The organism is Bradyrhizobium sp. Ghvi, assembly GCF_900115265.1.
In the GTDB taxonomy this organism is placed as follows: domain Bacteria; phylum Pseudomonadota; class Alphaproteobacteria; order Rhizobiales; family Xanthobacteraceae; genus Bradyrhizobium.
In genome coordinates this window covers 19,159-44,263 of record NZ_FOVU01000012.1, presented here as the reverse complement: position 1 = coordinate 44,263, position 25,105 = coordinate 19,159, and the positions used below count along the sequence as shown (strand labels likewise).

The window sequence follows — 25,105 nt, the reverse complement described above, 5'->3', positions numbered from 1 at the left end:
CCGGAGCTTTTCGTTGGCTCGTGGTCATCACCGCGAGACCCGCGCTCATCTGTCTCAACCATCCGGCTGAAGTCAATTCGTGCTTTCGCAGCAAGCCCATGCCGTTGCGTTGCAACAGGCCGGTGTTACGCCGAGATGATTCCTGCTTCACCTCTCCCGCTCTTGTCCGCCGAAGCCTTGGCGAAGGCGGATGCGGGAGAGGCCGGGAGAGGGCTTTCACCTCTAGGGGGCTGTCCCGTTCCGGAGACACCCTCTGCCCAACCCTCTCCCGCAAGGCGGAAGGGGGAGCGCGCCTCTCGTGTGGTTAGCTCTACGCCGCGACGCGCTCACCGCCTGCGATGACCGAAGACAATGTCCTGGTGTCGGCGATGACGCGCACGACCAATGGCTCGTCGCGGCCGCGGATCGCGACCTCCTGCTTCGGCAGCGCGTCCTCGTGAAGGCCCGCGGTGCGGCGGACCTCTTCGGAGACGATCGCTTCGCACTGAAGCGTCTTGGTCATGTCCTGAAGCCGGGCTGCGACGTTGACGGCATCGCCAAGCGCAGTGAAGACGATGTGGTCGCGATAGCCGATGTCGCCGATGATGACCTCGCCGCCATGGACGCCGATGCCGAAGCGGATCGGCTGGCGCAGATCATGGCTCAGCAGCTCATTGAGCTCGTCCACATGGGTCGCGATGCCCGCCACCGCCTTCAGCGCCTGCCGGCAGGCGGTGTGCGGATCGCTGGTGAGGCCGAACAGCGCCAGCATGCCGTCGCCGACGAATTGGTTCGGCTGACCGCCATTCTCGATCACGGCCTGCGACACCGCGCCAAGGAAACGGTTGACGATGAAGACGGTGTCGAACGGCAGCCGCTTCTCGGCGAGCTGCGTCGAGCCGCGCATGTCGACGAACAGGCTGACGAGATAGCGCTCCTGGCCGATCCTCACGGGCGAGGACGCCTGCGCGTTGGCCGACAGCATGTGCGGCATGAACAGCTGGAAGAAGGACAGATCGCAGGTCGGCCGCAGCTGGCAGGCCAGTCGGATCGAGGGATCGGCGGTGCCGACGCGGGCCAGCACGAAGGCTTCACGCTGCGATGGCTCGGGCAGGGCGCCGTGGTCGCCGATGATGCGGATGCGACAGGTCGAGCAGCGAGCGCGGCCGCCGCAGACGCTGGCATGCGGCACGTTGTGGCGCAGGCTCGCCTCCAGCACGGAGAGCCCCTTGGGCACGCGCACCGTCTTGCCGTTGCCGTAGGACAGCGCGATCATGCCGCCGCGCCGCTCGCGCCAGCCGCGCACGCCACGCGCAAGCAGCGCCAGTCCGAGCAGGCCGAAATAACCGATCGTCAGTCCGCCGGTGATGCGGTCGAGCGTATCGGCCTGGGCGAACGTTCCGACCTCGCGCTGCGTGTAATTTTGCTTGCGCCAGTCTCCGTCCTCGCTGTCGGCGGCGACGCTGCGGCCGCCCTGATAGATGCCGAGCAGCGCCAGCGTCGGAATCAGCACCGCGGCCGCCAGCAGATATGGCGCGACCCGGACGAAGAATGGTTTGAGCCGGAGCCAGAAATAGATGCCGATGCAACCGTGCACCCAGGCGACGATCAGCAGGATCGTCATGGTCCAGAGCCGGGCGGGCGCCACGACGAAAAACAAATAGAGCTCCTGCGGATAGAGCTTCTCGTGCCCGTAGAGCATCTGGCCGAGCCGGATGCCGATCACATGCGCCATCACGAGCGCGGGGATGCTCAGCCCCAGCAAGAGCTGCAGCGGCTCGATCGTCCGCCAGCGGAACTGGCGGCGCTGATACAGCGCGTAGACGCCGAGACCCATATGGGTGAGAGCGGCGGTATAGAACACGATCGCCACCGGAAGGAACTGCCAGAACGATGTGTGGTAATAGACCCCGACCTGCATCGCATCGACCGAGATATTGCCGAGCGCGTGGTTGAGGAAATGGCTGACCACGTAAGCGAACAGGATGATTCCGCAGACCAGCCGGACCTGCCGCGCGCTGGTCGAGCGGACGAGTTCGGGCAAGCGCAAAAGGACGGTCCTGGCCATGATTCGGTTGTATCAGCTCACTGAGGAGAACAGCCAGCGGAGAGTTAAATTCCGGGAGTGAACAGCCCCTCCGATCACATGCGCGGCAAGGAGCCAGACAGTCGGTCGTCGTCCCGGACAAGCGCGCCCTCAGGCGCGCGCAGATCCGGGACCCATCCCCACAGGGAGATTTGTAGGGCAGTCTGGTAACTCCAAATCTTCGCCAAACGCCTCCCTGTGGTTATGGATCGCGGGTCTGCGCTGACGCTTGCCCGGATGACGCCGAAATATGGCGCACTCCCCCGCCACATTGACTCCCCCTCTCAAGTCGGGGAAAAGCGCGGCCGTGACGATCGCTCCCGACATCACCGTGAAGCCCAACGACGCCTCGCGCCGGCCGCTTGTCTTGGCCGCGCTGGTGATCGCCGCGATGACGGTGCTGCGCATCGTCTACGCCTCCGCGATCGAGCTGCGCACCGACGAGGCCTATTACTGGACCTGGTCGAAGGAGGCGGCGTTGAGCTTTCTCGATCACCCGCCCGGCATCGCCTGGCTGATCCGCTTCGGCACCGCGATCTTCGGCGACACCGTGCTCGGCGTCCGCTTCGGCGGCATTGTCGCGATGCTGGTGACGCAGCTTCTGCTGGCCGACATGGTCCGCCGGATCACCCATGATGTGCGCGCGATCGTCGTTGCGGTGCTGATGCCCGAGGCCGCGCTCTATTACGGCCTGCTCATGGCCAAGGTCGCGCCCGACGTTGCCATGATCCCGTTCGCGATGGCGATGATGTGGTCCTTGGTGCGGCTCGCGCAAAGCGGCGATGGCCGCTGGTGGCTCGCGGCGGGCCTGTTCGCAGGGCTCTCGATGCTCTCGAAATTCACCGCGATCATGTTCGCGCCGGCGGTTGCCGCGTTTCTGCTGGTGCCGGATTGGCGCTGGCGCTGGCTGCGCAGCCCCTATCCTTATCTGGCCGTGCTGATCGCGGTCGCATTGTTCTCGCCGGTGCTGATCTGGAATGCGCAGCACGACTGGGCCTCGTTCCGTTTCCAGGGCGTGCGCGCGACTGCCAATTACGGCATCTCGCTGCGCACCATCGGCGACTACATCGGCCTGCAACTCGGGCTCGTCGGTTTCGTCATGCTGCCGGTGGTGTTGTCGGGCCTCGTCCTGACGGCATGGCGCGGCACCCGCTCCCGCGAGCCGGTGGCGATCCTGCTGTCGACCGCGGTGCTGGTGCCGTTCGTCTACTTCTTTCTCAAGTCGTTCACGCTCAGGGTCGGCGACACCTGGCCGATGTTCATGTGGCCGGTCGGTTTCGCCGCCGCCGCGGTGAACCTTGCGATGCTGCCGAAAGAAGGCTGGTCGGCACGGATGATCCGGTCCAGCATGTTCTGGGTGAAGACGGCGCTGGTGTCCGGGATCGCTTTCGTCGTGATTGTGTTTCTTTATTACGTCGCCGCGCCCTGGAATTTCCTCGGCAAGATGGATCCGATCGGCGCCGAGGCCGGCTACGACCAGGTCGCCGCGCGTGCCCAGGCCGCGCTGGACGAGACTGGCGCGACCTGGATTGCGACCACGGATTACCGCACCTATGCCATGATGCGCTGGCTATTCCGCGGCCGCGTGCCCGTGGTCGAGATCAACGAGCGCGGCCGTTTCCAGGATTTCCATGATCCTGGAATGGACAGGATCAGGGGACATGCGGGACTCTATGTCGGTCGCCAGCCCGATGATCATTCACCTCTGTGGGAGACCATCCCCGCAACGCGTACACCATTGGGGCAAGTCGAACGCCATTGGCGCGGCGTCCTGATCGATACCTATACGCTCGACAAGCTCACCGGATGGACTCCGGACCTCTCGCCGCCAAAGGACTCGCCGCTGTTCCAGTGGCGCGTGCTAGCGGGGGAATTTGAGAGGCGTTCGCGCGGCTAGCGAGGTTCTTCTTCCTTCTCCCCCTGTGGGAGAACGTGGCGCGAAGCGCCGGATGAGGGGTATCTCTCCACTCGCAAAATCGTTCGTGAGGATAGATACCCCTCACCCGCGAAGCGAAAGCCTACTCGCCGTCCTCTTTCCTCCGCAACAAATCGGTCGCGAGGTCCGACAGTTTCGGCGGCGGCAGCGCGGCGAATGGCAGCGGCCGCGTGACGTCGATCGCCGCCAACCCGAGCCGTGCTGTCAGCAGCCCGTTGAGCATGCCTTCACCCAGCCGCTGCGACAGCTTTGCCGCAATCCCGTGGCCGAGCATCTGCTGCACCAGGCTGTCGCTGGCGGCGAGACCGCCGGTGATGGCGAGATGGGCGATGACGTGACGAAGCAGTCGGATCATGCCGAGTGCGCCGGGCCTGCCGCCATAAAGCCGGGCGAGCTGGCGGATCAGGCGCAGCGAGGCCACGAACACGAACAGCACGTCGAACAGCGCGCGCGGCGACACTGCCGTGACGATCGAGACCCGCTGCGCGGCCGACGACACCAGCCGCCGCGCCTCCTCATCCAGCGGTGACATCAATTCGCGCTCGGCGAGCCGGATCATGTCGGCGCCATCGATGATCTCGCCGCTGTGGCTCTCCAGCGCGGCACGGGCGCGCGCGAGCCGCGGATTCTGGTGCGCGATCGCGATCAGGTCCTTGACGATGTCGCGGCTCTCCTTGCGATCGTCGCTCAAGAGTACCTCGGCGGCACGCCGATGCAATTTTTCGATCGTTGCAAGCCGCGCCAGGCCGAACGCCTCGCGCCCGATCACCACCGCGAGCGCAAGCGTGGTAACGAAGGCGAGCGCCAGCCCGACGAAGCCGAGGCTCTCGCTGCGCGCAAACAGATCCTCGATCAGCCTGACAACGCCGAGCCCGGTGCCGAGCAGCGTCAGGCCGGCAACGCCGGACCAGAACAGCGCGCCCCAGGGAAAGCCGCGCCGCGCCGGAAGCGCGGTTTCAATGGGTACCGGCAAGTTCGCCGGATCGGGCTCCGGCGTGATCTGAATGGTGGCGCGGCCGAGCCGGCTGGTCTCGTCGGCCTCGGTCACGACGACATCGGGATTGTCGAGCCGGAACGTCGCCGGCCGCCGTGGCTTCGATCGGTCGTTCATGCGAGCTTGTCTCCGATCAGGAACTGCAGGGCACGGTCGAGGCGGATGTGCGGCAGTGCGGGCTCGTTCGTTCCTTCGCGTTCGAGCTTTGGCGGACGGAAGCGCAGGAAACGGAAATCGCTCTTCTCCGCGGCTTGCGTCGACAATCCGCGGAACGCGTCCGTCCCGCCAAAGAGCGGCTCGGGATCATCTGGCAGATCGCCCGGAAAGGTCGCCACCTCCGTATTGCCGTCAAAGAACTCGCCGTTCGCGCTTTCGCCCGCGGCCGGTGTGCCCAGGATCGAGGGCAAGACGTCGCGGCCATGCGCAACCTGCGCTTCGCGCGTGGCGCGGACGGCGGCGAGCGCCACCACGTCGATCGCAGCGCCGGTATCTTCAGCACGCGCGACGGCGCGGGTGACGGCGCGGCGCAGCACGGCCTCTAACCGGTCATGGCTGGAATGATGCAGATGATCCGCTTTCGTCGCGGCGAACAGGATGCGATCGATCCGCGGCCGAAACAGGCTGGAGAGGAGCGTGCTGCGGCCGATGCGGAAGCAATCGAGAATGCCCGATAGCGCCGCCTCGAGATCGTGCAGCGCCTCGGGTCCCGCATTGAACGCGGAGAGTGCATCGGCCAGCACGATCTGGCGATCGAGCCGCGCAAAATGATCCCTGAAGAACGGCCGCACCACGACGTCTTTATAGGCTTCGAAGCGACGCACCATCATCGCCCACAGCGATCCCTCCGGCGCCTGTCTGCCTGCGGGGACGTCGAGTGGCGCAAAGGTCAGCGCCGGCGTATCGGCGAGATTGCCGGGCATCAGGAAACGGCCGGGCGGCAGGAGACTCATCGCGAAGCGTTCGTCGCGGCAGGCGCGCAAATATTGGGTGAACAGTTTTGCGGCTGTCAGGGTCGCCTGCTCGTCCTCGCCTGCTTCGGGCTTGAGCGTGGCGAGATGCGCGTGCCAGTCCGCGGCCAGATGCGCGCGCGGCGCCTCGCGCGATAGCGCCAGGCTCTCGGCCGACCATTGTTCGTAGCTCTTTTGCAGCAGCGGCAGGTCGAGCAGCCATTCACCGGGATAATCGACAATGTCGAGCGTCAGCGTGCGATCGGCACCGTTCGGGCGCTGATAGTCGATGACGAGACGCAGCTCGCTGATGTCCACCGTCGAGTTCGGCCAGCGCCGCTCCTCGATCAGTGCGCGCAGATGGTTCTCGTAGGCAAAGCGCGGCACGGCATCGTCGGGCTGCGGCGCCAGATGCGCCCGCGCGATCCGGCCCGAGGCATAGGCTTCGAAGACCGGAAACCGGCCGCCGCGGGTCAGCCCGTGGATCAACGCGGTGATGAATACGGTCTTACCGGCCCGCGACAGGCCGGTGACACCAAGCCGCACCGTCGGATTGAAGAAGTGCTCGCCGTAGTCGATCAGAGCCCGTGCCGAAAGCCGCGCCTCCTCGACCATGTCCTGAAAACTGAATGCCATATGAACGGGATGAATCTCGGGCGGGCGGAACAGTGAAGCCGTTCACAAAAGTGGCAATTGCGTGAGGAAAATCAAGCTTCATACTTCCACCGTCTTTGTCGGCAAATCAGCCGATTGAACGACGCGCCGGTCCCGAATGACCGATATACGAGGGCATTGCCACAGCTACCGCGGATTGCCATGACCGTCTTCCAATTGAAACAACTTGCATCCACCTCGGTCCACGCCGCTGCCGACGCGATCGGCTGGAATTACGATCGCGCCGAGCTGATCGCCGACGGTATCATCCATGGGATCGGCGTGCTCGCCGGCATCATTGCGGCGACGGTGCTCGTGGTGCTGGCAGCGGTCTATGCCGATGCGACTAACATCGTCGGCGTCTCGATCTATGTCGCCGGGCTGATGTCGATGCTGGTGCTGTCGGCAAGCTACAATCTCTGGCCGGTCTCGCCCGCCAAATGGCTGTTGCGACGTTTCGATCATTCCGCGATCTATCTGTTGATCGCGGCGACCTACACGCCGTTCATCCTGGAGGTGAAGGACAGCGCGTTCGCGCTGGTGCTGCTCATCGGCGTCTGGTGCGCCGCTATCCTTGGTATCGTGCTGAAGCTGTTCTATCCGGGCCGGTTCGATCGCGTCTCGGTCGGCATCTATCTCGCAATGGGCTGGAGCGGCGTGATGCTCTACGATGCGGTGGTCAGGGCGCTGCCGACGCTGGTGCTCGGCTTCATCCTTGCCGGCGGCTTGCTCTACAGCTTTGGCGTGATCTTCCACGCCTGGCGGCGGCTGCGCTTCCAGAATGCGATCTGGCACGGCTTTGTCTTGGCCGGCGCGGCATGTCATTATACCGCGGTGCTCGACCTCGTGTTGAGCTAGCTGAGTTCCGCGAGGCGGCAAAAGCTGTGCGGCATAGGACAAGAGGAGACGTCGCATGCGGGTGACCGGCAAGGTCGTGGTTGTCACGGGCGGCGCAAACGGCATCGGCAAGGCGCTGTGCGAGGCCTTTCACGCCGAGGGCGCGGCCAAGGTGGTCGTCGCCGACATGGATGCCGCCAACGCGCGGGCTGTTGCCGCCATGGTGGATGGTGCGGCGTTCAAATGCGACGTGGCGCAGGAAAAGGACATTTCGCACGTCATCGAGGAGACCGAGCGGCAGTTCGGCCCGATCGATCTGTTCTGCTCCAATGCCGGCATCGGCGGCGGCTTCGATCCGATGGCGGAAAATGCCGGTGGTGCCTCCGACGAGCCCTGGCAGCGCAGCTGGGCCATTCACGTCATGGCGCATGTCTATGCGGCGCGGCATCTCATCCCGCGGATGAGGGCGCGCGGCGGCGGCTATTTCCTCAACACCATCTCGGCCGCGGGCCTGCTGTCGCAGGTCGGCAGCCCGGCCTATTCCACCACCAAGCATGCGGCGGTGGGCTTTGCCGAGAATCTCGCAATCGCGCACAAGGCTCACAACATCAAGGTCTCGATCCTGTGCCCGCAGGGCGTAGACACCAACATGCTGCGCTCGATCCCGAAGGGCCCGCAATCCGGCGACGGCGACCTCACGCCCGAGCAGGTCGCCAAGGACGTGCTCGCCGGCCTCGAGCAGGAAACGTTCCTGATCCTGCCGCACCCGCAAGTGCTCGGCTACATGCGCAAGAAGACGGAGAATTACGATCGCTGGATCGGCGGCATGGCCAAGATCCAGGCGAAGATGCGGGAGGAGTTCGGGAAGTGACCGATAGGTCATCCCGGGGCGATGCGCAGCATCGAACCCGGGATCTCGAGATTCCGGGTTCGGTCCTGCTTACCGCCCCGGAATGACGGAAGCGAGGTCAGTCGGGACCCGGTCCCCTAATGCTTCTGTCCGTAGAGCACCGGTACCGCCGAATCCACAATAACCTCGACTAGGCTCGTGCCCTCAAACGCCATTCCACGCTTGAGCGCTTCGCCGAGCTCGGCGGCCTTGCTGACCCGCACCGCATGGCAGCCCATGCCTTCGGCGAGTCTGATAAAATCGATCCCGGGCAGCTCGAGCCCCGGCACGTTCCGCACCTGCATCACCTGGCTGAACGAACGCATCGCGCCGTAGCCGGAATTGTTGATGACGACGACGGTGAGCGGCAGCTTGCGTTGCGCTGCGGTCCACAGCGCCTGGATCGAATACATCGCCGAGCCGTCGCCGATCAGGCACACCGTGCGTTGCTTCGGCTTGCCCAACGCCATGCCGACGGCGGCCGGTAGCGAGTAGCCGAGGCCGCCGCTTGCCATGGTGTAGAAGGAATCCTGACCGCGCATAGGCAGGAACTTCTGCATCGCCGGCCGGTGCGAGGGCACTTCCTCCACCAGCGAGGCTCCCTCCGGCATCGCCTCCGACAGCGCGTGCAGCAGGAATTCGACCGGTAGCGGATCCGCAGCCTGCGGCGCCGGCGGCAGTGTGCGGCCCTTTGGCATGGCGCGCTTGCTCTCGGGCAGCACGTCGAGCAGCGAGCTCAACGCCGGTTTCATGGTGGCGATGATGCTGGTGCCAACCGGGGTTACCGCCGCGGCATCCGCATCGTCTGTGATCTGGAAGATCGTCGCGCCGCCGTCGAAGATCGCGGCATGGCCTTCGACATGGAAGGTGAACACCGGCGCGCCGATCACGACGACGAGGTCGTGCTCGCGCAATGCATCTGAGAGCTGCGCGGGCGAGGCGTGCAGGAAGCCCGCGAATAGGGGATGCCGCTCCGGGAACGAGCAGCGCGCCGAGAACGGGCTGGCCCAGACGCTCGCCTTGGCCTTCTCGGCCACGCGCACCATCAGATCGACCGCGCCGGCGCGATCGACGCCGGGGCCGACGACGAGGGCAGGGTGCTTTGCGGAGCCAAGCGCTGCGGCAAGCGCCTTCATTGCCTCAGGCTCAGGCCCGATCTCGCGGCTGATCTTGCGCGCTGCGACCGGCGCGCAGGCATGCGCCCAGTCGTCGATCGGGATCGACACGAAGGTCGGTCCGCAGGGCGGCTGCATCGCGGTGTAATAGGCGCGCGCGATCGCGGCCGGCACATCCTCGGGCCGCGCCGGCTCGACGCTGTACTTCACATAGGGACGCGGGAATTCGGAAGGCCGCTCGGCATAGAGGAACGCCTGCAGCGGCAGGATCGAGCGCGCCTGTTGGCCCGCGGTGATGACCAGTGGCGTCTGGTTGCGATGCGCCGTGTAGATATTGCCGAGCGCGTTGCCGACGCCGGCGGCCGAATGCAGGTTGACGAAGCCGGCATTGCGCGTCGCCTGCGCGTAGCCGTCGGCCATGCCGACGGCGGAGGCTTCCTGCAGCGCGAGCACGTAGTCGATGTCGTCGGGCCAATCGCTCAGGAACGGCAGTTCGGTCGAACCGGGGTTGCCGAACACCTTGTCGATGCCCAGGGCACGCAACAGGTCGAGCGTCGCCTGCTTGACGGTGACGGACTTGCTGCCGGTCTTGCCGTTCTTGGCCATGGTTGTCCGTCCCTGAATGTTTGTTATTGAGCCGTCATGCCGGGGCGCGAAACGAACCCGGAATCTCGAGATTCCGGGTTCGATGCTTCGCATCGCCCCGGAATGACAGAAACTACCACACCGCCGTGCCCTTCATCGTCGGCTGCCCCTCGGCATTCGCCGTCCAAAGCTCGAGACCCTGTTCGATATCGTTGGCGTTGACGGAAAACTCGCTGCCTTCGAACAGCGGCTGCAAACCGCGATAGGTAAACTTCTTCGGCGCCTTCCCGCCGCGCAGTTTCGCCGCCATCTCGACAATGAGCGCCGCTTGCAACGGTCCATGAAAGATCAGACCCGGATAACCTTCGACCTTGGTGACGTAGTCGCGGTCGTAATGGATGCGGTGGCCGTTGAAGGTCAGCGCGGAATAGCGAAACAGCAGCACGGGATCGGAGACGTGCGTCTCGCGATGCTGCGCCATCGGCGGTGGGGGCGGGGCCTTCGCGCCAGCCGGTGCACTGCTCGTCATCTCGCGATAGACGATGTCCTGCCGCTCGCGAATGGCGAGCCCGCGTGGGCAAGAGATGCTGTGCTCGATCGAGACGAAGCACAGCGTGCCGGTCGAACCCGTCTTCACCTGCACGTCGGCAATGCGCGAGGTCCGGGTGGATTCGTCGCCGACGCGCAAGGGCTGCAAAAACTCGATCTCGCCGCCGGCCCACATCCGGCGCGGCAGCGGCACCGGCGGCAGGAAACCGCCGCGGGTCGGGTGGCCATCAGGCCCCAGCATCGACATCGGAAACACCGGCTGCGCCAGGCACCAATGCACCGTGAACGGTGCGGCGTCGCCGGTCTTGGGCGCGCCGACTTCCTGGAACAGCGTGGCACGCAGGCCTTTGACAAGCTGCGCGGTGACGATATCGGTCGCCTCTTCGCTGCGGCCGATCCATTGCCTGAGGTGATCGATGTCGAGCTTTTCGGTCATGACGCCTCGCTCTTGTTATTTCTTGGGTCGTTCGCCGATGGCAGGCACGGCGCCATAGCTCCGCTTCTCGCCGATGATGATCGGCGCCGGCGCGGGATAGCTGACGCGGCCGTTCGGCGTATCGACCTCGATGCGGCGCAGATGCGGATGCCTCGTGAGGTCGGCCATGGTGTTGACTTCGGCGAAGGCAATGTCGGCGTCCGACAGCCGCTTCAACAGCTCGTCGCGCGTCATCCTGCCGAAGATATCGGCGACCGTTGAGTCGGTGAAATCGCGATTGCGCACGCGCTCCACCATGTTGGCGACGCGGGGGTCCTTGGGCAGATCAGGCTGGTCCAGCACCTCGGCGCACAGCGTCTTCCATTCGCGCTCGCTCTGGATCGAGATCAGGATGTCCTTGCCGTCCTTCGAGGTGAAGACGCCGTAAGGCGCGATCGAAGGATGACGCAAGCCCATGCGCTTGGGCGGATTGCCGGCCTCGGCGTTGAGCAGCGGCACGGTGCACCAGTCCGCCATGACGTCGAACATGGAGATGCGGATATCGCAGCCCTTGCCGGTACGGCTGCGTGCGATCAGCGCCTCCAGGATCGCCGCATGCGCGGTGGCGCCGGTCGCAACATCCACGATCGACATGCCGACGCGCGAGGCGCCATCGGGATTGCCGGTGATGGAGGCAAGGCCGCTCTCGGCCTGGATCAGCAGGTCATAGGCCTTGCGATGCGCGTAGGGACCCTCATCTCCATAGCCCGTGATCGCGCAGGAGATCAGTTTCGGATAGTCCTTCAGCAAGCGCTCGCGCGAAAAACCGAGCTTGTCCATCGAGCCCGGCTTGAGGTTCTGCACCAGCACGTCGGCGCTCGCGATCAGCTTTTCCAGCTCAGTGCGGCCCTCCTTGGTGGCGAGATCGACGACGGCCGACTGCTTGCCGCGGTTGAGCCAGACGAAATAGCTGCTCTGGCCCTTGGCCGCCGCGTCATAGCCGCGGGCGAAATCGCCCTCGGGCCGCTCGATCTTGATCACCTCGGCGCCGGCATCCGCCAGCCGCGAGGAGCAGAACGGCGCTGCCACCGCCTGCTCGACCGCAATCACCCTGATCCCGTCAAGTGCTCCCATGATGCGACCTCAGTACGAGCGGGGCATGCCGAGCACGTGCTCGGCGACATAGGACAACACGAGGTTGGTCGAGATCGGCGCGACCTGATACAGCCGCGTCTCGCGGAACTTGCGCTCGACGTCGTATTCCTCGGCAAAGCCGAAGCCGCCATGGGTCTGGATGCAGGCATTCGCCGCTTCCCAGGATGCATCGGCCGCCAGCATCTTGGCCATGTTGGCCTCAGCGCCGCAGTCGAGCCCGGCCTCGTATTTGCGCGTGGCTTCCTTCACCATCAGCTCGGCCGCGCGCATCGAGGCATAGGCCTTCGCGATCGGAAACTGGATGCCCTGGTTCTGGCCGATCGGCCGGCCGAACACCACGCGTTCCTTGGCGTAAGCGGTGGCCTTGGCGATGAACCACTTTGCGTCTCCAATACATTCGGCCGCGATCAAAATGCGCTCGGCATTCATGCCGGAGAGGATGTAGCGAAAGCCCTTGCCTTCCTCGCCGATCAGGTTCTCCGCCGGCACCTTCATGTCGGTAAAGAAAACTTCGGTGGTGGCGTGGTTCATCATGGTCCGGATCGGGCGGATCTCGAGGCCGTTGCTCTTCGCCTCCCGCATGTCGACGATGAACACGGAGAGACCTTCCGTGCGCTTCTTGGCCTGCTCCTTCGGCGTGGTGCGCGCCAGCAGCACCATCAGATCGGAATGTTCGGCGCGGCTGGTCCAGATCTTCTGGCCGTTGACGATGTAGCTGTCGTTGCCTTCCTTGCGCGCAAAGGTTTTCAGCGACGACGTGTCGGTGCCGCTGGTGGGCTCGGTGACGCCGAAGGCCTGCAGCCGCAATTCGCCGCTGGCGATCTTCGGCAGATATTTGGCCTTCTGCTCGGCGCTGCCGTGACGCAGCACCGTGCCCATCGTGTACATCTGGGCGTGGCAGCCGCCGCCATTGCAGCCGGCGCGCTGGATCTCTTCGAGGATCGCCGCGGCGGCCGAGAGCTTCAGGCCCGCGCCGCCATATTCCTCGGGGATCAGTACCGAGAGATAGCCGGCCTCGGTCAACGCATCGACGAACGCCTTCGGGTAAGCCATCTCGCGATCGAGCTTGCGCCAATATTCGCCGGGAAACTGCGCGCAAAGCTTTGCGACGGCCTCGCGGATATCGGCGTAATCCTCGCTGTGGTGTTCGTCTCGCTTTTCTTGGCTCATGGCGTTTTTCCGTATCTAGCGGCAGTTAAGATAACGCCGGCCGATCCTCCGGCGTTGTGAAAACAACGCCAGCCCCCTATGCTCATTTGCTATAGCGTATGGAGTAGCCTTCCAGGATTGGCAAGCATGGATTTCCGGCAGCTCAGGACCTTCAGTTGCGTGGCGGAGCTCGGCAGCCTCTCCAAGGCTTCCGACACCTTGCGCGTGGCGCAGCCGGCGCTGTCCCGGCAGATCAAGCTTCTGGAACACGAGCTCCGCACCGAGCTGTTCACGCGCAATGGCCGCGGCATGGTGCTGACCGAGGCGGGACGCCTGCTGCTGGCGCGCACCTCCGGCATCGTTCGGCAGATCGACCAGATCCGCGACGACATCCAGTCGGCCAAGGGTCCGCCCTCGGGGCAGGTCGTGCTTGGCCTCGTACCAACCGTCAGCTGCGTGCTCTCGGCTCGCTTCGCGCGCCGCTGCGTCGAAACATTCCCCGGCATCTCGCTGCGCATCGTCGAGAGCTACAGCGGCCATCTGGTCGAATGGCTGCATCGCGGTGAGATGGACCTCGGTATCCTCTACGGCCGCTCGGCCGATCTGCATCTCAATGTCGAGAGCCTCGGCCGCGACAACATCGTCGCAGTCGGCCCGCGCGGCTGCGGTCTTGCGCGCAGGAAGAGCGTCGATGTCGGCTGGCTGTTGCGGCAGCGGCTGGTGCTGCCCAGTCATTCGCACGGCCTCCGCGCGCTGATCGAGCACGCGGCGGCGCAGCGCAAGATCAAGCTCAACGTCCAGCTCGAAGCGGATTCCTTCCGCGTGCTGACGAGCCTCGTCGAGGAAGGCCTCGGCTTTGCGCTGCTGCCGCCCTCGTCGGTCCACGGCGAGGTCGCGGACGGGCGGCTGGAAACCGCGCCCGTCTCCAAGCCGATGACGCGCGAGCTCATTTTTGCCTCTCCGATCGACCGCCCGGCCTCGACGGCCTCGCTCGCCATCACCGCGCTGCTGCGCGAGGAGGTTGCGGCCTGCCGCAAGGACGGCGTGTGGGACATCAGGCTGAGTTAGAACAGCTGCGCGCCATCGTGCCTTCGCATCTGGTGCGAGCTGTCATGCCGGAATTTTATAGCTGCCGACCTCATACTCCGCTGTCATTGCCCGCGAAGGCGGGCGATCCAGTATTCCAGTGGCGGGAGTACTAGAGCCGAGAAGCCGCGGCGTACTGGATGGCCCGGTCAAGCCGGGCCATGACAGTGGAAATTGCGGAAGCGGATTGCCTCAGCTCGTCGAATGACGGCGATGAAAATTCTACCCCGGAATCCGCACCGGCAGCGACTCGTATCCCTTGATGAAGCTCGAATAGATCCGCTTGGGCTCGCCGACCACCTCGATCCGGTCGAAGCGCTTCAGCATCTCCTCCCAGATGATGCGCAGCTGCAGTTCGGCGAGCCGCATGCCGACGCAGCGGTGGATGCCGAAGCCGAAGGAGAGATGGGTGCGCGGGCGCGGGCGGTCGATGATGAAGTCGTTCGGCTTCTCGAACATCTCCTCGTCGCGGTTGCCGGAGACGTACCACATCACGACGCGGTCGCCTTTCTTGATATGCTTGCCGCCGATCTCGGTGTCCTGCAACGCGGTGCGGCGCATATGCGCCAGTGGTGTCTGCCAGCGGATCACCTCCGGCACCATGGAGTCGATCAAGGCAGGGTTGGCGCGCAGCTTGTCGTACTGCTCGGGGTTCTCGTTCAACGCCAACACCGACCCGGTCATGGTGTTGCGCGTCGTATCGTTGCCGCCGACGATGAGCAGGATGATGTTGCCCATGAGATTATCGGGATCCATGTGGCGCGTCGCCGGATTGTGCGCCATCAGCGACAGCAGGTCGTTGCGCGGTTCGGAGTTGACGCGCTCGTTCCACAGCTTCGACATGTAGGCGTAGCACTCGTCCATCTCGCGGCGGCGTTCTCCGGCACTCGCCACGATGCCGCTCTTGGGCAGTGCGGTCGAGACGTCGGACCAGCGCGTCAGCTTGCGTCGCTCCTCCCAGGGGAAGTCGAACAGGGTCGCCAGCATCTGCGTCGTCAGCTCGATCGAAACGCGCTCGACGAAATTGAAGGTCTCGTTGCGCGGCAGGTTGTCGAGCACGGTCTGCGAGCGCTGACGGATCAGCTTGGCCAGGTCGTCCAGATGTGTCGGCGTGAACATCGGCGACACCGTCTTGCGCTGCGCCGAATGCTTGGGCTGGTCCATCGCGATGAAGCTCGGCCAGTCGTAGCCCTCGGGCACGTCGCGGATCGAGATGCCACCGAGCGTCGAGTCCGAGGAGAAGATGCCGTGATTGGTATCGACATGCATGATGTCGTTGTATTTCACCACCGACCAGTAGGGCTCGATCGGCGCGTTGGTGCAGTAATGCACGGGCTCTTCCTTGCGCAGCCGCTCGAACCAGGGCCACAGCGTGTCGTCCTGGAACAGCCGGGGCGCGCCGGGATGGAATTGCGCCAGCGGCGTCGCATAGGCCTCCTCGCGAGCCCTGCGCATGCGTTCGGCCTTGTCCACTCTCACCGGCGCTTGGATGTTCATGGTCGAGGCTCCAGTTGGTTCTCACTCACGCCGCAATCTTCACCGGTAAGGTTTCAAGACCCTTTACGAAACTCGAATAAACCCGCTTCGGCTCACCGACTACGTCGATATGGTCGAACCGCTTCAGGATCTCCTCCCAGATAATCTTGAGCTGCAGTTCGGCAAGCCTGAGGCCGACGCAGCGGTGGATGCCGAAGCCGAAGGAGAGGTGGGTGCGCGGCCGGGCGCGGTCGATGATGAAGTCATAAGGCTTGTCGATCGCCTCCTCGTCGCGGTTGCCCGAGACGTACCACATCACGACCTTGTCACCTTTCTTGATCTGCTTGCCGCGAAACTCGAAATCAGTGAGCGCGGTGCGGCGCATATGCGCCAGCGGGGTCTGCCAGCGGATCACCTCCGGCACGAAGCTGTCGAGCAGATCAGGATTTTCGCGCAGCTTGCGATATTGCTCCGGATGCTGGCTCAACGCGTAAATCGAGCCCGACATGGTGTTCCGCGTGGTGTCGTTGCCGCCGACGATCAAGAGGATGAGATTGCCCAGGAAGTTCTTGGCATCCATGTCCCGGGTCGCGGCGCCGTGAACCATCATCGAGAGCAGGTCGCTCTTCGGCGGCTGCGCGGCGCGTTCCTTCCAGAGCCGCGAGAAATAGGCCGCGCATTCGCCAAGCTCGGCCATCCGCTCCTCGTCGGTGGCGACGAGTCCATCGGGGCCGGGAATGGTGGTGGCAATGTCAGACCAGCGCGTCAGCTTGCGGCGATCTTCCCAGGGGAAATCGAACAGCACCGCGAGCATCTGCGTGGTGAGCTCGATCGAGACCTGATCGACCCAGTCGAACACCTCGCCGCGGGGCAGATTGTCCAGGCACTCGGCCGAACGCTTGCGGATGTTGATGGCGAGATTGTCCAGATGCGTCGGCGTGAACATCGGCGCCACGGTCTTGCGCTGCGCGGCATGGCGCGGCGGGTCCATCGAGATGAAGCTCTCGCGGCGCAGATCAGGATCGACGTCGCGGATGGTGATGCCGCCGAGCGAGGAGGCCGAGGAGAACACCGAATGATTGGTTTCGATCTCCATGATGTCGTTGTAGCGCGTCACCGACCAGTACGGCCCGAACATCGAATCCTTGCAATAATGCACGGGATCTTCGCGGCGCAGCCGGTCGAAATAAGGCCAGAACGTATCGGTCCTGAACAGCTCGGGGTCACCGGGATCGAACTGCTCGAGCGGAAGTGACGACGCGCGCGCGCGCAATTCGTCGAGCTTGGCCGCGCTCTCGATGGTCCCGTGCATGACCGTTCTCCCTGTTATGGACCGCTATGGACCGCGCGATTCCTGTGAATTCTGCGCTGCGGTATTTGAGCTACAATTACAACGCGTTACGTGCGTCGGAGCAAGCGACAGTTTTGCCGCAAGCGTGATCTCCAGCACGCCGCTTGTCATGAAATCGTGAGAGAAACAGAGGGAAACCGAGCCAAATCGAACCCACTCATCTTGGGGATCGACCAATCTCTGATCTATAGTTTGAGCGGATCAGATCCGCATCCCGAGGTTGCCGCCGTGAACGACATGCAATGGGCCCCCATCGGCCCCTCCGAACCGGTCCCGCCGCCGCTGCCGCCCACGCGGGTCGATTTCACCGGCAATCGTTCCGAGTTCCGGAAAATTGTCACCAAGGGTGCCATGCTGGAGCTCGTCACCTTCGGCTTCTACCGGTTCTGGCTCGCCACCGACATCCGCCGCCATTTGTGGTCGAACACCGTGGTTGACGGCGATGCCGCTGAATACACCGGCCGGGCCAAAGAGCTGCTGGTCGGCTTCCTGTTCGCGCTCGCGATTCTGGTGCCGATCTATCTCGCCTATTTCCTCGTTGGTATCGAGTTCGAGCGCTGGCAAGGCTTTGCCTCGACGCCGCTGTTCATCTCGTTCTACGCCTTCGGCCAGTTCGCGATCTTTCGCGCGCGTCGTTACCGGCTGACGCGCACGGTCTGGCGCGGCGTGCGCCTCTGGATGGACGGCTCCGGCTGGGCCTATTCGTTCCGGGCGATGCTATGGGGCCTCTTGGTGTTCCTGACGTTCGGCCTGGCGCTGCCATGGCGTGAGGCCTCGCTCGAGCGCTACAAGATGCAGCACACCCATTTCGGCGATCTGCAAGGCGACTTCGAAGGCAACGGCTGGGAATTCTTCAAGCGCGGCTGGTGGCTATGGTTGCTCAGTCCGATCGCGGTCGTGATCTTCCCGCTCGCGCCGTTCTTTTATGCCGAATTCAAGGCGCGCGAATGGCGCTGGTGGCTGAACGGCATCCGCATCGGTGGCGTCAGCCTGTCCTCGGATCTGCCGCACAACGCTTTCTATGGCCTTTACTGGAAGATGGTCGGCTGGTGGGTGCTGCTCTCGACCCTGTTCGGCTTCTATCTCGGCGGCGCCACCCTGCTCGTCGTCAAGCTGAGCGGCGTGCCGGCCGAGGAGCTGTTCGCGCCGGGCCACGCAGCCAAGAGCATTCCGATGCTGGTGCTGATGGTGATCGGTTATTTCGCGCTGGCCCTCGCCGTGAACATCATCATGCGCGTCTATCTGCAGCGCGATCTCTGGGCCAAGGTGCTGGAAACCGTCGCGGTGCACAATATCGGAGCGGCGGCCGATGTCCGCGCCAGCGGCGAGCTTGCCAGTGCCCTCGGCGAAGGCTTTGCTGATGGCCTCGATGTTGCAGGATTCTGAGCCGTGAGTGATGTGACCGCCGAGCCCGGTGCCGAGACGAAGCCGGGACAGAAGGCGATCTTCTTCGACGGGCAATCAAGTCGGCGCCGTCAGGTCATGCTGACGCTGGGGGATGCGCTCGAGATCGCCGAGCCCGGCGATGTGCAAGCCAGCGGGTTCGTCACGCGCTGGAGCTATGACGAAATTCGCCGAGCCGATAGTCCACCCGGCATCCTGCGCCTGACCTCGACCACGGCGCCGCCGTTGGCGCGACTGGAGATCCGCGACACGGCTTTCGGAGCCGATCTCATCGCACGCTGTCTTCGGCTCGACGAGCATCAGACCACCGGTCGTGGTGTTGCGAAAATCGTGGGCTGGTCGGTGGCAGCGGCCGTTTCCATCGTCTGCGTCGTGCTGTTCGGCGTGCCGCTCGCTGCGGACCGTCTCGCGCCGCTGGTGCCCAAACCGATCGAGCGGCGCATTGGCGATGCGTCCGAGGTGCAGGTGAAAACGATCTTCCGCGGCGAGGCTTGCAACGACGCGGCCGGTCAGGCGGCGTTCCGCAAGCTCGTCAACCGGCTGCGCGATACTGCCGGCCTCGACGACGATTCCATGACGGCTGGTGTGCTGCGAACCTCGGTGCCGAATGCGTTCGCACTGCCGGGGGGCAAGGTCTACGTCCTGAGCGGCCTGCTCGACAAGGCCGAAAGTCCCGACGAGCTCGCCGGTATCCTCGCCCACGAGCTTGGCCATCTCAAGCATCACGACAATATGCGCGGCCTGATCTACAACGGCGGCACCTCGTTCCTGATCGGCCTGTTGTTCGGCGACGTCACCGGCTCGTCCGCCGTGATCTTCGCATCGCGCAGCGTGGTCGAAGCCTCCTATTCGCGCGAGGCCGAGACCGCCGCCGACAGTTTCGCCATCGACATCATGCATCAGCTCGGTCGCTCGCCCAAGCCCGCGGCCGAATTGATGTTCCGCATCACCGGCAAGGAGGGCGGCTCGAGTTTCGCGACGATCCTGGCAAGCCATCCCCTTACCGAGGATCGTCTCGCTCGCATGACCAGGGAAGATCGCCCCGCCAGCGGCCCGCCGCTGTTGACGGACAAGGAGTGGCAGGCGCTGAAAGGCATCTGCGGCAGCGGCAAGGTGTGAAACCCCCGAGGAACAATCGTCGCGGCACACGCATATCCTGTCGGACAACGATAGGATGTATCACATGTCTTACGGCCGCTTTGCCGCGATGATCGCGGCTTCCACGGTGATCATGTTCGGGCTGATGTACCTGAACACATTCGCGCTGGATCACGTCTGGTACAGCCAGACACGGACCTGGATGGCGCTCGTGATGGGCGCCGTCATGGCCGCCGTGATGCTTGGCTTCATGGGGGGCATGTACAGGAACCGCACGGCGAACATGGTCATTCTGGCCGCGAGCGCCGTGGTGTTCGTGCTCTCGCTCTGGCTCGTTCGCAGCCAGGAGACCGTGACCGATGTCTCCTATATGGAGGCGATGATCCCGCATCATTCGATCGCGGTGCTCACGAGCGAGCGGGCACATATCAGGGATCCCCGCGTCCGCAAGCTGGCCGACGGCATCATCGAGGCGCAGGTACGGGAGATCGGCGAGATGAAGAACCTGATCGCCGAGCTGAAGGCGCACCCGGCGCCTGCCGATGCAAAGGATCTGCCGCCGAGGCCGCCAACCTGATGGTGTGGCGAGGCTGCCTTCATCTGGTTCCGTAGGCGCGATCGCCGGCGTCGCCGAGTCCCGGCAGGATGAAACCGTTGTCGTCGAGACCTTCGTCCACCGCCGCAGTCCAGATATGCACGTCCGGATGCAGGCCCCGCAGGCGCTCAAGTCCTTCCGGCGCGGCGATCAGGCAGGCGAGACGGATGTCCTTGGCCCCGCGCTCCTTCAGCCGGTCGATTGCGGCGACCGCTGTGTTCGCGGTCGCGACGACAGGCGTCACCACGATGGCGAGGCGCTCGCTGAGATCGGACGGCGATTTGAAGAAATACTCCACCGCCGCAAAGCTCTCGGGCTCGCGGTAGAGGCCGATATGGGCGACGCGCGCGGTCGGCACCAGGTCCATCATTCCGTCGACGAAGGTCGTGCCCGCGCGCAGCATCGGCACGAACACCAGCTTCTTGCCCGCGATCTTGGCGGAATGCATCGTCGCCAGCGGCGTCTCGATCACGGTATCGGCGAGCGGCAGGTCGCGCGTCACCTCGTAGCACAGCAGCATGCCGATCTCCTTGATCAGCTCGCGGAACGACTTGGTCGAGATCGACTTGTCGCGCACCAGCGTCAGCTTGTGCTGTACCAGGGGATGATCGACGATCGTGACGCCTTCCATGATGGGATGCTCTTGCTTCTTCCCTTCTCCCCCTGTGGGAGAAGGTGGCGCGAAGCGCCGGATGAGGGGTATGTTTCAGCAAACTCCAGTGAGTGATGTGCCCGCGGAGGCATACCCCTCACCCGGCTTCGCTTTCGCGAAGCCACCCTCTCCCGCAAGGGGAGAGGGATTAAAACACGGTGCCGTCGCTGATCACCTTGAGCGGCGGTGATCCGTCGGGACGGCGCGCAAATGCAATGGCCCGGCCAGCGGCCCAGGTGCCGCCTTCCAGAATGCTGGCGAGCGGTAGCGACTGTGGCGTGCGACCGAGCTTGGCGCGAACGCGTTCGGCAACGCGGTCCAGCAGTGCGACGGTCAGCGCGCGCCACTCGACGACGAGCAGGGAATCCACCGCATGCGCACGATCCGCATCCGCCGCATCGCGCAGGCGCAGCACTCCGTGATCCACGAACAGTCCGCCATTGCGGTATTCGGCAAGCCCGGTCAGGCCGTCGATGTCGGTAACCTCGAATCCGGCGCGCTGGAGCGGCTCGATCAGCGAATAGCTCAGCCATTGCGACAGCTTGTGCAGCGGGACGAGACCCGCGGTCGTATCCTCGGCCTTGATCGCGGGATGGCGCCAGCAATCGCCGAGCGGAACACCGGCAAGCTCCAGACGCGACGGCCAGATCGACCCGAGCTGGTTCAGCACAGCGGACAGAATCGTGGGTGCGGGGATGCTGCCATCGTTTGCCTGCGCGGCGATATGATCGAACAGGCCGCCGGGCCGTGGCGTGTCCTGCATGCCGAAAATGTCGGGGCGCGCTGCCACCAGCCGGCCCAGACGTTGCAGCAGATCGGTGCGTCCCTCGAGACCGAGCAGCGGATTGGCATCGCTGGCCTGGAAGGCCGACGTCAGTGCCGAGAGCGGCAGCTGTGCCAGCACATCCGCATCGACCCTGAACGGCGCGCGCGCATCGCGGGAAAACAGGCCGCCGGCAAACATGTCGAGGCTTGCGAGAGCCAGTCCCTCGGAGCGGCCGATGCCTTGTCCCGTCACCGCATCACGGTATCGCCAGGTCGCGCCGGCGCCGGCGTCGAGCAGCACACTGACGATGGCAAGGTCGAACTCCGCGCGCGCCCGCGCGGCTCGATCGGGCCACGATGTTGCGCCGGCCAATTGAGCCCAGCGGTCGAGGCCGCCGAACACAAAATGCCGCCACCGCGCATGGAAGGGAATGTCGAGCGTCGGATAGGCTTTCCGCGTCACGTCGAGCACGGCATCTGCAACGCCATCCATCCGATCGAGATCGACGGTGAAATGTGTCAGCCCGCCGGACAGGCCGATGTCGAGCATTTGTCCAGCCCGCGCGCGAACCGCCTTGGCGGTGAGCAGCGCGCGTGCCTCGTGTTCCAGAACGTCCGCCATCACGAGATCAGTATTTTTCCAGCGAACGCCCGACCACGCCCTCGACGTCCTTCTCCGGCGCGATGTCGGTCGAGTAATAGCCGGCGGCCTTCTTCGCGGCGATCTCGACATAGGCGTCGGCCGGGATCAGCTCGGGGGGGATCGGCACGCGCTCGACGATGTCGATGCCTTGCGAGGTCAGCGCGTCGTACTTCATGTCGCTCATCGACAGGAAGCGGTCGATCCGCTTCAGGCCGAGCCAGTGGATCGTATCCGGCATCAATTGCTGGAAGCGCGCGTCCTGGACGCCGGCGACACATTCGGTGCGCTCGAAATAGGCGGCGGCCGCATCGCCGTCCTCCTGGCGCTTGCGCGCATTGTAGACCAGGAATTTGGTGACCTCGCCGAGCGCGCGGCCCTCTTTCCGGTTATAGACGACGAGCCCGAGCCCGCCCTCCTGCGCGCCGCGTGCGGATTCCTCGATGCCGTGGATCAGATAGGGGCGGCAGGTGCAGATGTCCGAGCCGAACACGTCCGAGCCGTTGCACTCGTCATGCACGCGGCAGGTGATCCTGGTGCGATGATCAGGCAGTTTGGTCACATCGCCGAACATGTAAACGGTGGTTCCGCCGATCGGCGGCAGGAACACCTTCAGGTCCGGCCGGGTGACGAGCTCGGGGAACATGCCGGCGGTCTGCTCGAACAGCGTACGGCGCAGCTCGGTCTCGTTGGCTCCGAAGCGCTCGGCAAGCCCGGGCAGGTACCAGACCGGATCGATCGCGATCTTCACCACCGACACGCTGCCATTGGCGTGCACGACCTCGCCGTCGGCGCGCAGCCGTTTTGCGGCGAGCGCCTCGCGAATCTCCGGCAGGTCCAGCCGTGCGCGCGTCACCGCGATGCTGGGGCGGATGTCGACGCCTTCGGCGATCTCCTGACGAAAATTCTCGGCGACCAGATGGCCCCAGGGATCGAGCGCGACGATCTTGGCGGGATCGCGCCATTGCTCGAACGGACCGATGGTCGCGGCCGGGAAGGTGTTGGTGAGGTCGGGCCTGCGGATCGGGTCGAGCGCGCCGGCGGAGACGGCCAGCGCGCGGTACATTGCATAGGAGCCGCCATGGCTGCCGATCACGTTGCGGTCGCCCGCGCGTGACACCGTGCCGATGATCGGCCCGCGGGCGCGTGCGTCGGGGGCGCCCCAGTGAATCGGAAAGGCCGCCTTGCGGCCGGGCTCGGGGTGCGAGGTGAGACGGATGTGGTCAGTACGGTTCGCGCGGCTCATGGCCAAACTCCCAAAAAGCCAACGGCCCGCCGCTTGGACGGGCCTGGCTTATCAGCGTTGCCGGGACAGAGCCCGGCGATGCAATCCAACATATTGTAGCGGCCAGCCACGACAGACAAGTTAATCGTAAGGGGCAGGCAAGACGGTTCTCGGCCGAATTCTCGCCGTCGCCCCGCGGGGGCAGTGACGCCGCGCCGGCGACTTCCATTAAGGCATTGAAATATATCTTGTTATCGTGTTTTCAAGAGGCGCTGCAGCGTTTGGAGCGCGCGCGTCGAATCCTGGATAGGACGCGCCAGCCGACCGATCGTACAGTCCACCTTCGACCCGGAGACCCCCAATGACCGCCGCCAGCTACATCGACCCCCGCAACGGAAAGCTCTATTCCCTGCATGAGCCGCGCTGGTGCTCGGATGAGCGCACGCCGCTGCTGGTGACCCCGGGCGCAGGGATTTCGCGCGCGGATATCGACGGCAGCACGCGGTCGCTCTGGCGCTACCGCGCGGCGCTGCCGGTCGAGATCAAGGACCCGATTTCGCTCGGCACGGGCTGCACGCCGCTGGTGCAGCAGGCGTGGGGCGATTTGCGACCGTTCTTCAAGCTCGAATGGTTCAATCCGACCGGCAGCTTCAAGGACCGCGGCTCTTCGGTCATGCTGTCCTTCCTGCGGCAGATCGGCGTCAACGCCATTCTGGAGGATTCCTCCGGCAACGGCGGCTCGTCGATGGCGGGGCTTGGCGCGGCCGGCGGCATGCGTGTGAAGATCCTGGCGCCGGCCTCGACCTCGCCCGCCAAGATCGCGCAGGTGCGCGCATATGGCGCCGAGGTGCAGCTCGTTGAGGGCCCGCGCGAGGAGTCGGAGGCGGAAGCCATCAGGCAGTCGAGCCGGACCTTCTATGCCAGCCACAATTGGCAGCCGTTCTTCCTTGAGGGCACAAAATCCTTCGCCTATGAGATCTGGGAAGATCTCGGCTTTAAAGCGCCCGATAACGTCATCGCTCCCGTCGGCGCCGGCAGCAGTCTTCTGGGCTGCGCCTTCGGATTTCGCGAGCTCCTGAAGGCGGGGCAGATCGCACGGCTGCCGCGCCTGTTCGCGGCCCAGCCGCTCAACTGCTCGCCGGTCGATGCGAGCTTCAAGGCCGGCGTCGATACGCCGGTCGCACGCGAGGTGAGCAAGACCATCGCCGAAGGCACCGCGATCAAGTCTCCGCTGCGGCTGCGCGAGATCATCGCCGCCTTGCGTGAAAGCGGTGGCGGCACGGTCGCGCTCACCGAGGACGAGATCGTCGCGGCGCTGCGCCGCCTGGCGCGGCAAGGCCTGTTCACTGAACCCACCAGCGCCAGCGCGGCGGCAGCGCTGGAGAAGCTCTCGGCCAGTGGGGCGATCAAGGCGAACGAGACCACCGTCGCCGTCCTCACCGGCACCGGGCTGAAGGCCGCGACCACGGTGGCTGATCTGGTGAGGTAATCGTGGGGTGGGTTAGCCATGCGGATGCGCAAAG

At 64.7% G+C, this 25,105-nt stretch carries 20 protein-coding genes; 8 read left to right on the top strand and 12 right to left on the bottom strand.

All coding sequences use genetic code 11. The annotated features are described in order from the left end of the window. Nucleotides 1–310: 310 nt before the first annotated feature. Nucleotides 311–2,047, bottom strand: a complete 1,737-nt coding sequence (locus BM374_RS31405; RefSeq protein ID WP_092301834.1) for an adenylate/guanylate cyclase domain-containing protein — start codon at nucleotides 2,045–2,047, stop codon at nucleotides 311–313. A gap of 409 nt (nucleotides 2,048–2,456) precedes the next feature. Here BM374_RS31405 and BM374_RS31400 point away from each other — a divergent pair, with 409 nt between their 5' ends. Next, a complete protein-coding gene (locus BM374_RS31400; RefSeq protein WP_244552766.1) occupies nucleotides 2,457–3,962 on the top strand; it encodes a glycosyltransferase family 39 protein in 1,506 nt (501 codons plus the stop codon). A gap of 121 nt (nucleotides 3,963–4,083) precedes the next feature. On the opposite strand, the gene BM374_RS31395 is transcribed toward BM374_RS31400, so the two are convergent. Both BM374_RS31395 and BM374_RS31390 read right to left on the bottom strand, forming a co-directional pair. After that, the gene (locus BM374_RS31395; RefSeq protein WP_092301829.1) at nucleotides 4,084–5,112 is read right to left on the bottom strand and encodes a YcjF family protein; all 1,029 of its coding nucleotides are present in this window, start codon (nucleotides 5,110–5,112) and stop codon (nucleotides 4,084–4,086) included. Further along, complete coding sequence (locus BM374_RS31390; protein WP_092301826.1) at nucleotides 5,109–6,578, bottom strand: YcjX family GTP-binding protein; 1,470 nt, start codon at nucleotides 6,576–6,578, stop codon at nucleotides 5,109–5,111. The genes BM374_RS31395 and BM374_RS31390 overlap by 4 nt, the downstream gene beginning before the upstream one ends. Before the next feature lie 180 nt (nucleotides 6,579–6,758). On the opposite strand from BM374_RS31390, the gene trhA reads away from it, so the two are divergent. Beyond that, nucleotides 6,759–7,454, top strand: coding sequence for a PAQR family membrane homeostasis protein TrhA (trhA, locus tag BM374_RS31385; protein ID WP_092301823.1), 696 nt, complete (start codon nucleotides 6,759–6,761; stop codon nucleotides 7,452–7,454). A 55-nt stretch (nucleotides 7,455–7,509) separates the two neighbouring features. Further along, nucleotides 7,510–8,304 (top strand): SDR family oxidoreductase, encoded by a 795-nt coding sequence (locus tag BM374_RS31380; protein WP_092301820.1) that lies wholly within the window; start codon nucleotides 7,510–7,512, stop codon nucleotides 8,302–8,304. A 116-nt stretch (nucleotides 8,305–8,420) separates the two neighbouring features. Here BM374_RS31380 and mdlC read toward each other — a convergent pair whose 3' ends face one another. The 4 genes from mdlC to BM374_RS31360 form a co-directional block, all read right to left on the bottom strand. Beyond that, nucleotides 8,421–10,043, bottom strand: coding sequence for a benzoylformate decarboxylase (gene mdlC / locus BM374_RS31375; protein WP_092301817.1), 1,623 nt, complete (start codon nucleotides 10,041–10,043; stop codon nucleotides 8,421–8,423). 112 nt (nucleotides 10,044–10,155) lie between these two features. Beyond that, complete coding sequence (locus BM374_RS31370; protein ID WP_092301814.1) at nucleotides 10,156–11,007, bottom strand: HTD2 family dehydratase; 852 nt, start codon at nucleotides 11,005–11,007, stop codon at nucleotides 10,156–10,158. 15 nt (nucleotides 11,008–11,022) lie between these two features. Next, nucleotides 11,023–12,120, bottom strand: coding sequence for a CaiB/BaiF CoA transferase family protein (locus BM374_RS31365; protein ID WP_092301812.1), 1,098 nt, complete (start codon nucleotides 12,118–12,120; stop codon nucleotides 11,023–11,025). Nucleotides 12,121–12,129: 9 nt separating this feature from the next. Then, the gene (locus BM374_RS31360; protein ID WP_092301809.1) at nucleotides 12,130–13,311 is read right to left on the bottom strand and encodes an acyl-CoA dehydrogenase family protein; all 1,182 of its coding nucleotides are present in this window, start codon (nucleotides 13,309–13,311) and stop codon (nucleotides 12,130–12,132) included. A gap of 126 nt (nucleotides 13,312–13,437) precedes the next feature. On the opposite strand from BM374_RS31360, the gene BM374_RS31355 reads away from it, so the two are divergent. Beyond that, the gene (locus BM374_RS31355; protein WP_092301806.1) at nucleotides 13,438–14,358 is read left to right on the top strand and encodes a LysR substrate-binding domain-containing protein; all 921 of its coding nucleotides are present in this window, start codon (nucleotides 13,438–13,440) and stop codon (nucleotides 14,356–14,358) included. Between the two features lie 240 nt (nucleotides 14,359–14,598). Here BM374_RS31355 and BM374_RS31350 read toward each other — a convergent pair whose 3' ends face one another. Together BM374_RS31350 and BM374_RS31345 are read right to left on the bottom strand one after the other, a co-directional pair. Continuing rightward, nucleotides 14,599–15,873: a cytochrome P450 gene (locus BM374_RS31350; RefSeq protein ID WP_092301803.1), complete on the bottom strand. Its 1,275-nt coding sequence runs from the start codon at nucleotides 15,871–15,873 to the stop codon at nucleotides 14,599–14,601. Between the two features lie 25 nt (nucleotides 15,874–15,898). Next, nucleotides 15,899–17,164: a cytochrome P450 gene (locus BM374_RS31345; protein WP_092301800.1), complete on the bottom strand. Its 1,266-nt coding sequence runs from the start codon at nucleotides 17,162–17,164 to the stop codon at nucleotides 15,899–15,901. A gap of 267 nt (nucleotides 17,165–17,431) precedes the next feature. On the opposite strand from BM374_RS31345, the gene BM374_RS31340 reads away from it, so the two are divergent. The 3 genes from BM374_RS31340 to BM374_RS31330 all read left to right on the top strand — a co-directional run bounded on the left by BM374_RS31340 (nucleotide 17,432) and on the right by BM374_RS31330 (nucleotide 20,282). Continuing rightward, nucleotides 17,432–18,589 (top strand): YjgN family protein, encoded by a 1,158-nt coding sequence (locus tag BM374_RS31340; protein ID WP_244552761.1) that lies wholly within the window; start codon nucleotides 17,432–17,434, stop codon nucleotides 18,587–18,589. Between the two features lie 3 nt (nucleotides 18,590–18,592). Further along, on the top strand, nucleotides 18,593–19,726 hold the full coding sequence (locus BM374_RS31335; RefSeq protein WP_502689474.1) for a M48 family metallopeptidase: 1,134 nt from the start codon (nucleotides 18,593–18,595) through the stop codon (nucleotides 19,724–19,726). A 64-nt stretch (nucleotides 19,727–19,790) separates the two neighbouring features. Continuing rightward, a complete protein-coding gene (locus tag BM374_RS31330; RefSeq protein WP_092302120.1) occupies nucleotides 19,791–20,282 on the top strand; it encodes a DUF305 domain-containing protein in 492 nt (163 codons plus the stop codon). Between the two features lie 19 nt (nucleotides 20,283–20,301). Here the strand turns inward: BM374_RS31330 and upp are convergent, their stop codons facing one another. The 3 genes from upp to BM374_RS31315 form a co-directional block, all read right to left on the bottom strand. Further along, nucleotides 20,302–20,931 carry a uracil phosphoribosyltransferase gene (upp, locus tag BM374_RS31325; RefSeq protein ID WP_092301797.1) on the bottom strand — a complete coding sequence of 210 codons (630 nt, stop codon included), beginning with the start codon at nucleotides 20,929–20,931 and terminating at the stop codon, nucleotides 20,302–20,304. A gap of 169 nt (nucleotides 20,932–21,100) precedes the next feature. Further along, on the bottom strand, nucleotides 21,101–22,339 hold the full coding sequence (locus BM374_RS31320; RefSeq protein WP_092301794.1) for a URC4/urg3 family protein: 1,239 nt from the start codon (nucleotides 22,337–22,339) through the stop codon (nucleotides 21,101–21,103). 7 nt (nucleotides 22,340–22,346) lie between these two features. Then, on the bottom strand, nucleotides 22,347–23,603 hold the full coding sequence (locus BM374_RS31315; RefSeq protein ID WP_092301791.1) for a GTP cyclohydrolase II: 1,257 nt from the start codon (nucleotides 23,601–23,603) through the stop codon (nucleotides 22,347–22,349). 340 nt (nucleotides 23,604–23,943) lie between these two features. Here BM374_RS31315 and BM374_RS31310 point away from each other — a divergent pair, with 340 nt between their 5' ends. Next, nucleotides 23,944–25,071 (top strand): threonine synthase, encoded by a 1,128-nt coding sequence (locus BM374_RS31310; RefSeq protein WP_092301788.1) that lies wholly within the window; start codon nucleotides 23,944–23,946, stop codon nucleotides 25,069–25,071. Nucleotides 25,072–25,105 lie beyond the last annotated feature (34 nt).